Annotated in this window: 1 protein-coding gene (running past one end of the window); it reads left to right on the plus strand. The window is 77.6% G+C overall.

Annotation, left to right across the window (positions count from 1 at the left end; genetic code table 11):
* A protein-coding gene (locus ACFVFR_RS21785; RefSeq protein WP_383704187.1) for an amino acid adenylation domain-containing protein crosses the window boundary here: on the plus strand, positions 1-14,582 show its 3' portion. The gene continues 1,495 nt to the left of window position 1, outside the view; 14,582 of the gene's 16,077 nt are visible here — the last part of the coding sequence; its start codon lies beyond the left edge, outside the window; the stop codon is at positions 14,580-14,582.
* Positions 14,583-14,601 lie beyond the last annotated feature (19 nt).

Raw genomic sequence — 14,601 nt, forward strand, 5'->3', positions numbered from 1 at the left:
ACCAGGTGGCCGCGCTGCTGCGGGAGAACGGCGCGCGCCCCGGCGAACTGGTCGCCCTCGCGCTGCCGCCCGCCGCCGACCAGGTGGTCGCCGTGCTCGCCGTGCTCAAGACCGGCGCCGGCTACCTGCCACTGGCCGTCGACGGGCCCGCCGAGCGGGCCGCCACCGTCCTGCGTGACGCGGCCCCCGTCGCCCTGTTGACCACCGGCGACACGCTGACCGAGGTACCGGACGGAACGCGACGGCTGGCGCTGGACGCGCCGCACACCGCCCGGCGGTTGGCCGACCTGGCGGGGGCGACCGTGCCCGCGCCCCGGATCGGCGCTGCGCACACCGCGTACGTCATCTACACCTCCGGCTCCACCGGCACCCCCAAGGGCGTCCTGATCCCGCACGGCAACGTGCTGCGCCTGTTCGACGCCACGCGCGAACTCCTGGCCTTCGACGAGAGCGACGTGTGGACCCTCTTCCACTCCTACGCCTTCGACTTCTCCGTCTGGGAACTCTTCGGCGCGCTCCTGCACGGCGGGCGGCTGGTCGTGGTGGACCGGGAGACCACCCGCGCCCCGGAGGAGTTCCGCGCCCTGCTCGCCGCCGAGCGGGTCACCGTCCTCAGCCAGACCCCCTCGGCCTTCTACCAGCTCGCCGAGGTCGAGTGCGCCCGGCCCCGCGAGGGCGAGGCCGCGCCGCTGGCCCTGCGCGCCGTCGTCTTCGGCGGCGAGGCCCTGGACGTGGCGCGCCTGGCGCCCTGGCGGGCCCGGCACGGCGTCGAGGGACCCGAGCTGGTCAACATGTACGGCATCACCGAGACCACGGTGCACGTCACCCAACTCGTCCTCGAAGCCGAACCCGCCGACCCGGCCGAGGCCGCCGACTCCCCGCTGAGCCCGGTCGGCCGGCCCGTCGACGACCTGGGCGTGTACGTCCTGGACTCCGCCCTGCGCCCGGTCGCCCCCGGCACCACGGGCGAGCTCTACGTCAGCGGCCCCGGCCTCGCCCGCGGCTACCTGGGCCGGCACGCGCTGACCGCCACCCGCTTCGTGGCCGACCCGTTCGGCGCGCCGGGGGCCCGCATGTACCGCAGCGGCGACCTGGCCCGCTGGAGTGCCGACGGCGAACTCGACTACCTGGGCCGGGCCGACGACCAGGTACAGATCCGTGGCTTCCGCGTCGAACCCGGCGAGGCCCGCGCCGCCCTGGCCGCCGACCCACGGGTCGCCGACGCCGTCGTGCTGGCCCGCCCCGCGCCCGAGGGCGGTACCCGCTTGATCGGCTACGTCCGCCCCGCCACCGACGACCTGGACCCGGCGCTGCTGCGCGCCCGCCTGGCCGAGCGGCTGCCCGGCTACCTGGTGCCCGCGGCGGTCGTGCGCGTCGAGCGCTGGCCGCTGACCGGCAACGGCAAGCTCGACCGGCGGGCGCTGCCCGAGCCCGAGCGGGCCGCCGCGCCCGCCGGACGGGCCCCGCGCACCCCGCAGGAGGAGATCGTCGCCGGCCTCTTCCGTGACCTGCTGGACGCCCCGCACGTCGGCGTGGACGAGGACTTCTTCGCGCTCGGCGGCCACTCGCTGCTGGCCACCCGGCTGGCCTCGCGGGTGCGGGCCGCGCTGGAGGCCGACGTCTCGGTACGCGACGTGTTCGAGGCGCCCACCGTCGCCGGTCTGGCCCGCCGCGCCGAGCCCGGCAGCTCACGCCGCGCCCCGCTGACGCCGCGCCCGCGCCCCCAGCGGGTGCCGCTGTCGCCCGCCCAGCGCCGGCTGTGGTTCCTGCACCAGCTCCACGGCCCGAACGCCACGTACAACATCCCCTTCGTCGCGCGGCTGACCGGCCCGCTGGACGTGCCGGCGCTCCGCGCGGCGGTGCGCGACGTGCTGGAGCGGCACGAGAGCCTGCGGACCGTCTTCCCGGCCGCCGCCGACCACCCCCACCAGCACGTGGTGCCGCTGGCCGAGATCGGCGAGGTGCTGCCGGTGCGACAGGTGGCCCCCGGCGCGTTGGAGCGCGAACTGGCCGAGGCCACCGGCGCCGCCTTCGACCTGGAGCGCGAGATACCGCTGCGCGCCACGCTGCTGGCCGTCGACACCGACCAGCACGTCATCGCGCTGGTCGTGCACCACATCGCGGCCGACCAGTGGTCGGCCGGGCCGCTCCTGCGCGACCTGGCCACCGCCTACGCCGCCCGCCGGGCCGGCGCCGCGCCCCACTGGGCCCCGCTGCCCGTGCACTACACCGACTTCACGCTGTGGCAGCGCGAGGTGCTCGGCTGGGGCGAGGACGGCCCGCTGCCCGGCGGCCCGCTCCAGGCACAGGTCGACCACTGGTGCGCCCACCTGGCCGACCTGCCCGACGAACTGGCCCTGCCCACCGACCGGCCCCGGCCCGCCCACCCCAGCTACCGGGGCGGCTTCGTGCGCTTCGCCGTCCCCGCCGCCACCCACCGCGCGCTGCGCGAGCTGGCCCACTCCCGCTCGGGGTCGCTGTTCATGGCCGCCCACGCGGGCCTGGCGGCCCTGCTGACCAAGGTCGGCGCCGGCACCGACGTGGTGGTCGGCACGCCCGTCGCCGGCCGCTCGGACGCGGCCCTGGACGACCTGGTCGGCTTCTTCGTCAACAACCTGGTGCTGCGCGCCGACACCTCCGGCGACCCCACCTTCCGTGACCTGCTCGACCGGGTGCGGGCCGTGGACCTGGCCGCCTACGCGCACGCCGACGTGCCCTTCGAGCACCTGGTGGACGTCGTCAGCCCGCACCGCTCGCTGGCCCGGCACCCGCTGTTCCAGGTGATGCTCGCGTACGAGAACCGCTCGGCCACCGACATCGGACTGCCCGGCGTGCGCACCACGGCCGTGCCCGCGCTGGGCGACGCGGCCAAGTTCGACCTGACGTTCACGCTGGCCGAACGGGAGGGCGCCGACGGCATCGACGGCATCCTCGAGTACGCCACCGACCTCTTCGACCGCTCCTCCGCCGTCGCCCTGGCCGACCGGCTGGTGCGACTGCTCGACGCCGCGGCCCGCGAACCGGACGCCCCGCTGCACCGCCTGGACGTCCTCTCGCCCGCCGAGCGCGCTGCCCTGACCGGCGCCGCCGGCCAGCCGACCGCCGACCCCGCGCCGCAGGCCACCCCGACCGAGACGGCCCCCGCCCCGCTCGCCGCCCGGGGCCCCGCGCTGGCCCCCGACACTCCGCCCACCCTGCCCGCCCTGTTCGCGGCCCGGGTCGCCGCCGCCGGCACGGCCCCCGCCGTCACCGGCCCCTCCGCGCTCGGCGGCCACCAACTCAGCCTCAGCTACCGGGAGCTGGACGCCGCGGCCAACCGGCTCGCCCAGCACCTGATCGCGCACGGCGTACGCCCCGACGACCGGGTCGCGGTCGCGTTGCCGCGCACCGTGGAGGCCATCGTCGCGCTGCTCGCCGTCCAGCAGGCCGGCGCCGTCTACCTGCCCGTCGACCCCGACTACCCCGCCGAGCGGGTGCGCTACACCCTCACCGACGCCGCCCCCGCCCTCGTCCTCCTCGCCCCCGGCCAGCACCTGCCGACCCCCGACGGCCTGCCCACTCTCACGCTCCCCGCCGCCCACCCCGACGCCGCCCCGGCCGCCGACCCGGGGAGGTGGCGGGCGCTGCGCCCCGAATCGGCCGCCTACGTCATCTACACCTCGGGCTCCACCGGCCGCCCCAAGGGCGTCGTCGTCACCCACGCGGGGCTGCCCGCGCTCGCCGACACCCTCGCCCGGGGCTTTGGGGCCGGGCCCGGCGCGCGGGTGCTCCAGTTCGCCTCGCTGAGCTTCGACACCTCCCTGTGGGAGATCGCCATGGCGCTGCTGACCGGCGGCTGCCTGGAGATCGTCCCCGCCGAGCGGCGGCTGGGCGAGCCTCTGGCGGACTTCGTGGCCGAGCGTGGCATCACCCATCTGACGGTGCCGCCCGCCGTCCTCGCCGCGCTGCCCCGGCACGCCCTCGCACCCGGCACCACCGTGGTCGTCGCGGGCGAGGCGTGCGCACCGGAGCTGGTCCGCGCCTGGGCGCCGCACACCCCCCTGTTCAACTCGTACGGGCCGACCGAGACCACCGTGGACGCGACCCTGTGGCGTTGCGACGCCGAGGCCCTGCGCGGCGGCCCGGTCCCGGTGGGCACCCCCGTCACCGAGACGGCCACCTACGTGCTGGACGCCGCGCTGCAACCGGTGCCCCCCGGCACCCCGGGCGAGCTCTACGTCGCCGGCAGCGGGCTCGCCCGGGGCTACCACGCGCGCCCGGGGCTGAGCGCCCAGCGCTTCGTGGCCGACCCGTTCGGGGCGCCGGGGGCGCGCATGTACCGCACCGGCGACCTCGTCCGGTGGACCTCGGCCGGCGTCCTGGAGTACCTGGGCCGCGCGGACGACCAGGTCAAGCTGCGCGGGTTCCGGATCGAGCTGGGCGAAGTCGAGGCCGCGCTCGGCGCGCTGCCCGGCGTACGCCAGGCCGCCGCGCTGCTGCGCGAGGACCAGGTGGGCCGGCCGCTGCTGGTGGGCTACCTGGTGGCCGACCCGGCGGCCCCCGCGCCGCTGGGGACCACCGCGCTGCGGAGCGAGCTGGCCCGCACGCTTCCCGACTACCTGGTGCCCGCCGCCCTGGTGGAGCTGGAGTCCTTCCCCCTCAGCCCCAACGGCAAGGTGGACCGGGCGGCGCTGCCCGCGCCCGAGGCGAGCGCCGACGACCAGCGGCCGCTGGAGGGCACCGCCGCCACGCTGGCCGCCCTCTTCGGCGAGGTGCTCGGCCGCGCCCCCGCCGGCGGCGGCGACAGCTTCTTCGCCATCGGTGGCGACAGCATCTCCTCCATCCAGCTCGTCAGCCGCGCCCGGGCGGCCGGACTGGCCCTGAGCGCCCGGCAGATCTTCGAACAGCGCACCCCCCGGGCGCTGGCCACCGTCGTCGGCCGCCTCGACCCGGGCGCGCCCGCCGTGGCCGGCGCCCACGAGAGCGGCACCGTGCCGCTCACCCCGATCATGGCCTGGCTCGCCGGCCGGCCCACCGCCTGGCGCACCTTCCACCAGTCGATGCTGGTACGCGTGCCGGGCACACTCAGCGCACCGGCCCTGGAGGCCGCGCTGGCCGAACTGGTCGCCACCCACGGCATGCTGCGCGCCACCGTGGTGCGCGACGCCACCGGCGCGCCCACCCTCACCGCCGACCGGCCCGCCGACGCGGGCGGGGCCGCTCCCGCCACGTACCGGCTGAGCGTCGTGGACGCGGGCGAGGCCGGCCCCGAGCGGCTGCGCGCGCTGGTCGCCGAACACTCGTCGGCCGCCGTGGAGCGCCTGGACCCCGAGTCGGGCCGGCTGCTGGAGGCGGTCTGGTTCGACGCGGGCCACGGCGAGAGCGGCCGACTCCTCCTGACCGTCCACCACCTGGTCGTGGACGGCGTCTCCTGGCGCGTCCTGCTCGCCGACCTCGCCGCCCTGCTCGGCGCCGACCCCGCGAGCGGGGACGACTCCCCGCCCGGCACCCCGGCCGGCGCCGCCCCGCGCCTGGCGGCCCCCGGCACCTCCTTCGGCCACTGGGCCCGACAACTGCGCGCCGGAGCCGACCGGCACGAGGACGAACGCGCCCACTGGGCGGCGACCCTGGCCGGCATCGAACCCACGCTGGGTCAGCGCCCCCTGGACCCGGCGACCGACACCGCCGCCGGCCGCCGCACCCTGCGCACGGTGCTGCCCCCCGAACTGGCCGGCCCGCTGCTGACCGACGTGCCCGCCGCCTTCCACGCCAACCCCGAGGACGTGCTGCTGGCCGCCCTGACGCTGGCCGTCACCGCCGAACGCGCAACCGCCCCGGGCGCGGCCGACGACGGCTCCCTGGTGGTCGACCTGGAGTCGCACGGGCGGCACGAGGAACTCGTCCCGGGCGCCGAACTCTCCCGTACCGTCGGCTGGTTCACCACCCAGTACCCGGTACGCCTGACGCCCGGGCACGCCGGCACGGCCGCCGCCGTCAAGCGGGTCAAGGAACAACTGCGCGCGGTGCCCCGCCAGGGCACCGGCTACGGCCTGCTGTACGACCAGGCCCCCAGCGGCGCCCAGGTCGCCTTCAACTACCTGGGCCGCTTCGACGGCGCCACCCCCACCACCGGCGACCCGGTCGCCGGGAACTGGACGCCGGCCCCGGAGTCCGACGCCGTCGCCGCCCCCGAGGACCCCACCCTGCCCGCCGACCACGCCCTGGACGTGCACGCCTCGGCCGTCGGCGGCCAGCGGGGGCCGAGCCTGACCGTGCGCTGGACCTACCCGCCGGGGCCGCTGGACGCCGAGCGCGTCCGCCGGATCGCCGACCGCTTCACCGCCACCCTGCGCGAGCTGACCGAACACGCCGGGCGCGGCGAGCACCAGGGCCACACCCCCTCCGACTTCCCGCTGGTCGGCCTCGACCAGGCGGGGATCGACGAGCTGGAGCGGGCCCACCCCGACCTCGCGGACGTCCTGCCGCTGTCACCGCTGCAACAGGGCCTGGCTTACCACGCCCTGGCCGATACCGACGCGCTGGACCTCTACGTCGTCCAGCTCGACCTGGAGCTGACCGGGGCGCTGGACGCGGAGCGGCTGCGCCGGGCCGCGCACACCGTCGTGGACCGGCACGCCAGCCTGCGCGCCGGATTCCGCCAACTCGCCGACGGCACCCTGGCCCACTACACCGTGGCGTCCGCGCCCGTGGCCGCGCCGCTGACCTGGCGTCAGACGGACCTGCGGGCCGAGACCGACCCGCCGGCCGCGCTGGCCGACCGCGCCGCGACCGACCGCACCGAGCGCTTCGACCTGGACCGGCCACCGCTGCTGCGCCTCACCCTGGCCCAGGTCGCCGACGACCGGTACCGCCTGCTGTTCACCAGCCACCACCTGCTGATGGACGGCTGGTCGGCGCCGCTGCTGCTGACCGACCTGTTCGCCGCGTACGCCGGCCAGCCGCTGCCCGACCGCCGCCCCTACGCCGACTACCTGCGCTGGCTGGCCGGGCGCGACCAGGAGGCCGCGCTGGCCGCCTGGCGCCGCGCGCTGGCGGGGTTCGAGCGGCCCACGCTGGTGGCCCCCGCCGGCGGGGCGCACGCCGCCACCGTCCCCGGCGCGACGGACCTGACCCTCTCGCGCCGGGCGACGGCCGCCCTGGAGGAGACGGCCCGTGCCACCGGCGTCACCCTGAACACCCTGGTGCAGAGCGCCTGGGGCCTGGTGCTCGGCCAGCTCACCGGCCGTGACGACGTGGTCTTCGGCTCGGCCGTCTCCGGCCGGCCACCCGAGCTGACCGGCGTCGAGTCGATGATCGGGCTGTTCGTGAACACCGTGCCGACGCGAGTACGCCCGCGCCCGGGGCGCACGTTGCGCGAGCTGACCGCCGAAGTCCACGCCGACCAGGTCGCGCTCCTGGACCACCAGCACGTGGGCCTGGCCGACCTCCAGCGGGCCACCGGCCTCGGCGAACTCTTCGACACCATGACGGTGTTCGAGAACTACCCCTTCGACGACGAGGCCCTCAGCGGCAGCGAACGCGCCGCCGGCCTCGCCGTGCGCGGCGTCGGCGGCCGGGACGCCACCCACTACCCGCTCACCCTGGCCGCCACCGCGCAGGCCGGCCGGCTGCGACTCGCCCTCACGTACCGCACCGACCGCTACGACGCCGACGCGGCCCGCGACATCACCCGCCGCGTCGCCGTCGCCCTGGCCCGCCTGGCCGAGGACCCCGAGGCCACCGTGGCCTCCGTGGACACCGCCGACCCCGCGCGCCCGCCGCGCTGGCGGCTGCTCGGCGCCCCACCCCGCCCGCTCCCGGCCCCGGCGGCCACCGCCCCGGGCCAGCCGGGCGCCGGCACGGGCCTCGCCGCCGCGTTCGCGGCCCAGGCCACGGCCACCCCCGAGGCCACCGCCGTCCGCCACGCCGACGGCACCGGCCGGCTCGGGTACGCCGAACTCGCCGCCCGCGCGGCGGCCCAGGCCCGCCCACTGCGCGCGGCCGGAGCCGGGCCGGAGACCGTGGTCGGGGTGCTGCTGCCGCGCTCGCCCGAACTGGTCACCAGCCTGCTGGCGCTGGCCTGGTGCGGCGCCGGCTACCTGCCGCTGCACCCGAGCTGGCCCGCCGACCGCTGCCGCTCCGTCCTCGCCGCCGCCGAAGCGGTGGCCCTGATCGCCCCGGCGGACGACACCCGCGCGGCCGAGATCGCCGCCGGCCTGCCGCTCCTCCCCCCACCGACCGCCCCGCGCGAGCGCGACGGATGGAGCGAGCCGGGCCCGCCCGAGCCCCCCACGCCGGCACACCCCGACCAACTGGCCTACGTCATGTACACCTCCGGCTCCACGGGGACGCCCAAGGGCGTGGCCGTACCGCAGTCGGCCGTCCTGGCGCTGGCGGCCGACGTCCGCTGGGACGACCCGGCCCACCGTGCCGTCCTCCTGCACTCACCGCACTCCTTCGACGCCGCCAGCTACGAGCTGTGGGTGCCCCTGCTGCGCGGCGGCGAGGTGATCCTGGCACCGGACGGCGACGCGGACCCGGCCACCTGGGCCACCCTGCTGCCCGCCAGCGGCGCCACCGCGCTGTGGCTGACCGCCGGCCTGTTCGCCCTCCTGGCCCACGAGGTGCCCCAGGCGTTCAGCGGGCTGCGCGAGGTCTGGACGGGCGGCGACGTCGTCTCGCCGGCCGCCGTGCGGGCCGTCCGCGCCGCCGCGCCGCACCTGCGCGTCGTCAACGGCTACGGGCCCACCGAGACCACCACCTTCGCCACCTGGGCCGAGGTGACCGGCATCCCGACCGAGACGGCCGGCCCGGACCCGGCCCGCCGGGCACAGGCTCCGCTGCCGATCGGTACGCCGCTGGACGGGATGAGCGCCAGCGTGCTGGACGGGGCGTTGCGGCCGGTGCCCGACGGCGTACCCGGCGAGCTCTACCTCGGCGGCGCCGGTCTGGCCCGTGGGTACGCGGGCCGACCCGCGCTGACCGCCGAGCGGTTCGTCGCCGACCCCGCCGGCCCGCCCGGCGCGCGGATGTACCGCACCGGCGACGTGGCGCGGGTACGGCCCGACGGGCGGCTGGACTTCCTCGGCCGCGCCGACGACCAGGTCAAACTGCGCGGCTACCGCGTCGAACCCGGCGAGAGCGAGGCCGCGCTGCGCGCCCTGCCCGAGGTCGCCCACGCCACCGTGCTGACCCGCACCGACCTGCCCTCGGGCCCGGCCCTGGTGGCCTACGTCGTCCCGGCCGTCCCCGCGCCCGACACGGCGGACAACGCCGAGGCGCCGGCCGACGGGCCGCCCGCGGGGGAGGCCCTCGGACGCGCCCTGCGCGCACGCCTCGCGCGCACCCTGCCGGAGTACCTGGTGCCCTCGGCGGTCGTGTGCCTGGAGCGTGTCCCGCTCACCGCCAACGGCAAGCTGGACCGGGCCGCGCTGCCCGCGCCGCGCGTGGCCACCACCGCGAACACCGCGTCGCTGGGGCCGCGCGAGGAGCTGCTGTGCCGGTTGTTCGCCGAGGCCCTGGGCGTCGAGTCAATCGCCCCCGACCAGGACTTCTTCGCCGCCGGCGGGCACTCGCTGGCGGCCATGCGCCTGGTGGGCACCGTACGGGCGGCGCTGGACGTCTCGCTGGCGGTACGCGACCTGTTCACCGCCCGCACCCCCGCGGCCACCGCCGCGCTGCTGCGCCCGGCCGCCGCGCGCCGGGCGCCGCTGGTGGCCGGGCCGCGCCCGGCCGAGCTGCCGTTGTCGCCGGCCCAGCGCCGGCTGTGGTTCCTCGACCGGCTGGACGCCGACACACCGGCGTACAACGTGCCCATCGCGCTGCGCCTGACCGGTCGGCTCGACCTGCCCGCGCTGCGCGCCGCGCTGCACGACGTCGTGGTGCGGCACGAGGCGCTGCGCACCGTCTTCCCCGACACCGGGGGCGTACCGCGCCAGCACGTCGTGCCCGCCGACCAGGCCCTGGTCCGGGTGGACCCGCACACCCTCCCCGCCCCCGACGCCGCGCCCGACGCGCTGGCCGCCGCCCTGCACGAGGCCGCCGTCCGTCCCTTCGACCTGACCCGTGACCTGCCGTTGCGCGCCACCGTGCTGCGCCCCGCCGCGGGGCCGGCCGAGGCGGGCGCCTCGGACGAGCCGGGCGACGTCCTGCTGCTGGTGCTGCACCACATCGCCGGCGACGAGTGGTCCGTACGCCCCCTCCTGGCCGACCTGGGCGACGCCTACGCCGCGCGGGTGGCCGGGCGGGCCCCGCGCTGGACGCCGCTGCCCGTGCAGTACGCCGACTACGCCCTGTGGCAGCGGGAGGTGCTGGGCGCCGAGGACGACCCGGACAGCGGCACCAGCCGGCAGACCGCCTACTGGCGCGAGCGCCTCGCCGGCGCCCCGGCCGAGCTGCCCCTGCCACTGGACCGGCCGCGCACCAGCCAGGCCGGATACGCCGGCGAGGTCGTGGAGTTCACCGTCCCCGACGGGGTACGGCGCGGACTGCGGGAGCTGGCCCGGCGCACCGGCGCCACGCCCTTCATGGTGGCCCACGCCGCGCTGGCCACCCTCCTGGAGCGGCTGGGCGCCGGCAGCGACCTGCCGATCGGCACGCTCATCGCCGGCCGGGACGACCACGCGCTGCACGACCTGGTCGGCTTCTTCGTCAACACCCTGGTGCTGCGCACCGACGTGAGCGGCGACCCGACCCCCGACGAGCTGGTGGAGCGGGTCAAGGCCGCCGACCTGGAAGCCTTCGACCACGCCCAGGTGCCCTTCGAGCGGCTGGTGGACGCGCTCGGGGTGGAGCGCTCGCTGGCCCGCCACCCGCTGTTCCAGGTGATGCTCAACCACCAGACGCTCACCCCGGCCGGGCCACGGCTGGCCGACCTGGACAGCGCCCCGCTGGCCGTGCACACCCGCACCGCCAAGTTCGACCTGACCTTCACCCTGGTCCAACACCCGGGCGCGGACGGGCCGCTGACCGGTGGTATCACCTACCGCACCGACCTGTTCGAGGCGGCCACCGCGCGCCGGATCGCCGACCACTTCACCCACGTACTGGCCGCGTTCGCCGACCAGCCCCGACGGCCGGTCACCGCGATCGACCTGCTGACGGGCGACGAGCGGCGGCGCGTGCTGCACCAGTGGAACGCGACCGGGACCGAGGTGCCGACCGCCACCGTGCCGCGGGCGCTGGCCGCGCAGGCGGCCCGCACGCCCGACGCGAGCGCCGTCATCGCCGAGGACGAGACGCTCACCTACCGCGAGCTGTACGAGCGCGCCGCCCGACTCGCCCACGCGCTGGCCCGCCGGGGCGCCGGGCCCGACCGTCTCGTGGCGGTGCTGCTGCCGCGCTCGGCCCGCTCGGTGCTGGCCGCGCACGCCGTACAGCACGCGGGCGCCGCCTACCTGCCCCTGGACCCGACGCACCCCGTCGAGCGGGTGGGCGCGCTGCTGGCCGAGACCGCCCCGGCGCTGGTGCTCACCGACGCCGCCACCGCCGCGACCCTGGCCGGCGCGCTGCCCGCGTCCGGCGCGGCCACGGTGCTGATCGACGACCCGGCGCTGCGCGCCGAGCTGGCCACCCACCCGCTGACGCCACCGGCCGCCACCCGCCCACCGCACCCGCTGAACACCGCGTACGTGCTGCACACCTCCGGCTCCACCGGCCGGCCCAAGGCGGTGGCCGTCTCGCACCAGGCGCTGGTCAACCGGCTGACGTGGAACCAGCGGCGCTTCCCGCTCGGGCCGGGCGAGCGGATGCTGCACAAGGCGGCGCCCGGCTTCGACGTGTCCGTGTGGGAGCAGTACGGGCCGCTGACCGGCGGCGCCGCCTTGGTCGTCGCCCGCCCGGAAGGCCACCGTGACCCGGCCTACCTGGCCGAGGTGATCCGCGCCCGGCAGGTCACCGCCGTGCACTTCGTCCCCTCGATGCTCGCCCTGTTCGCCGCCGAGCCGGCGTCCGCCCGCCTGCCCGGGCTGCGCTGGGTCTTCAGCGGCGGCGAGGCCCTGCCGGGCCAGCTCGCCGACGCCTGGTACCGGGGCCGGCAGGCGCGACTGGTCAACCAGTACGGGCCGACCGAGGCGGCCGTGGACGTCACCGCACGCCCGGCCGAGCCCGGTCAGGCGGGCACCGTCCCGCTGGGCGCGCCCGGCGACAACACCCGCGCCTACGTCCTGGACGCGCGGCTGCGGCCGGTGCCGGTGGGCGTGGTGGGGGAGCTGTACCTGGCCGGCGCCCAGCTCGCGCGGGGCTATCTGGGCCAACCCGCGCGTACCGCCGAGCGGTTCGTCGCCGACCCCTTCGGACCCGCGGGCACCCGCCTGTACCGCACCGGTGACCTGGCGCGCTGGAACCCGGCGGGCGAGCTGGAGTTCGCCGGCCGCGCCGACGACCAGGTCAAGCTGCGCGGCGTACGGATCGAACCGGCCGAGGTCCGCGCGGCGCTGCTGGCCCACCCGTCCGTCGCCGACGCCGCGGTCCTGGCCCGCGAGGACCTGCCGGGCGCCGCCCGTCTGGTCGGCTACGTCACCCCCGCGCGCCCCACCGGCGCGGACACGTCCGACCAGCCAGGCACGCCCGACCAGCCGGCCGGGCCCGACGTGCCCGCGCTGCTGCGACACGTCGCCGCGCTGCTGCCCCCCGCCCTGGTCCCCGCCGAACTGGTGGTGCTCGACGCGTTCCCGCTCACCAGCAGCGGCAAGCTGGACCGGGCCGCGCTGCCCGCCCCCGCGCGGGCCGAACCCGACGCGGGGGCGCGACCGGGCACCGACACCGAACGGGTCCTGGCCGACCTGGTGGCCGAGTTGCTCGGGCTGGCGGAGGTCGGCGCGCACGACAGCTTCTTCGCGCTCGGCGGCGACAGCATCTCCTCCATCCAGCTCGTCAGCGCGGCCCGCCGCGCCGGGCTGGTGATCACCCCCCGCCAGGTGTTCGAGCACCGCACCGTCGCCGCCCTGGCCCGGGTGGCCGCGCCCGCGCCGCGCGACGCCGCCGCCGAACACGACGCCGGCACCGGGCTGGTACCGCTGACCCCGGTCATGCACGCGATGCGTGAACGCGGCGGCGACCACCGCGCCTACAGCCAGTCGCTGCTGGTCACCGCGCCGGCCACGGTCGACCACGACAGTCTGGTCGCGGCCCTGCGCGCGGTGCTCGACCACCACGGCATGCTGCGCGCCACCCTGCGCACGACGGACCCGGGCCCGGCACACCCGGGCGCGACGGAGCGGCACGCCACGGACCCGGGCGCGGGGCACCCGGCGCCCTGGACGCTGGAGGTGCCCGAGCCCGGCGGCGTGGACGCCGCCCGGTGCCTGCGCCGCGTACAGGTCGCGCCCGGTGATCCCGCCGCGCTGCGGGAGGTCGTGCACACGGCCTCCCGCGCGGCCACCGAGGCGCTCGACCCCGAGCGCGGCCGGGTCTTCGCGGCCGTCTGGTTCGACCTGGGCCCGGCCAGCCCCGGCCGACTGCTGCTGCTCGCCCACCACCTGGTGGTGGACGCCGTCTCCTGGCGGGTGCTGCTGCCCGACCTGGTCCAGGCGTGGGAGGCGGCGGGAGCCGGCCGGGCGCCCGACCTGCCACCGGTCGAGGTCTCCTTCCGCACCTGGGCCCGCGCCCTGGCCGACCAGGCCGCCACCCGACACGCCGAACTCCCGTACTGGCGCCAGGTGTTGGACGCACCCGATCCGGCCTTCGGCGACCGGGAGCCGGACCCGGCCCGGGACACCCCGGCCACGGTGCGCCGGCTGGCGGTCACCGTGCCGCCCGAGCTGGCCGAGCCGCTGCTGAGCGAGGTGCCGGCCGCCTTCCACTGCGGGGAGCACGAGGTGTTGCTCGCGGCGCTGGCCATGGCCCTGCGGCGGTGGAGCCCCGGCCGAGAGTCGGCCCTGGTCCTCTTGGAGGGCCACGGCCGCAGCGACGCGGTGCTGCCCGGGGGCCGCGAACCCTCGCGCACCGTGGGCTGGTTCACCAGCCTCTACCCCGTACGCCTGACCGCCGACGGCAGCGGGCCGCGTACCCCCTACGAGGACCCGGAGGCCGCCGGGCGGCTGCTCAAGCACCTCAAGGAGCAGCTGCGCGCGGTGCCGGCGGGCGGCGTGGGCTACGGCCAGCTCCGCTATCTGGACCCGGAGGCGGGGCCGGAACTGGCCCGGGGCCCCCGCCCACAGGTCAGCTTCAACTACCTGGGCCGCTTCGACGTCGGCCCCGCCGCACCACCCGGGGCGGACCGGTCCGAGGACGCGCCCACGGCGTCGGCGACACCCGAGGCGGCGGGCGGGGGAGACGGGCCGCCGTGGACCCCGGCCGCCGAGTCGGGCGCGCTGTGGCGCGACGACGCCACGATCGGCGTGGACACCGCGCTGGATCTGAGCATCGCCGCGCTGCGCCGCGAGACCGGCACCGAGCTGTCGGTGACCTGGCACCACGCGGGCCTGCTGCTGGACGCGGCCCGGGTCGCGGAGCTCGACCAGTGGTGGCGCGCGGCGCTGCGCGTCCTGCTCGACAGCGCGCGGGGCGGCACGGCGGCCGGGCACACCCCGTCCGACCTGGGACTGGTGTCCCTGAGCCAGGACGAGATCGACGAGTTCGAAGACGAGTGGAGGAATCTGTGAGCGGGGCGCGTTCGGGGCT

It is taken from the genome of Streptomyces sp. NPDC057702 (assembly GCF_042799315.1).
Lineage (GTDB): Bacteria > Actinomycetota > Actinomycetes > Streptomycetales > Streptomycetaceae > Streptomyces.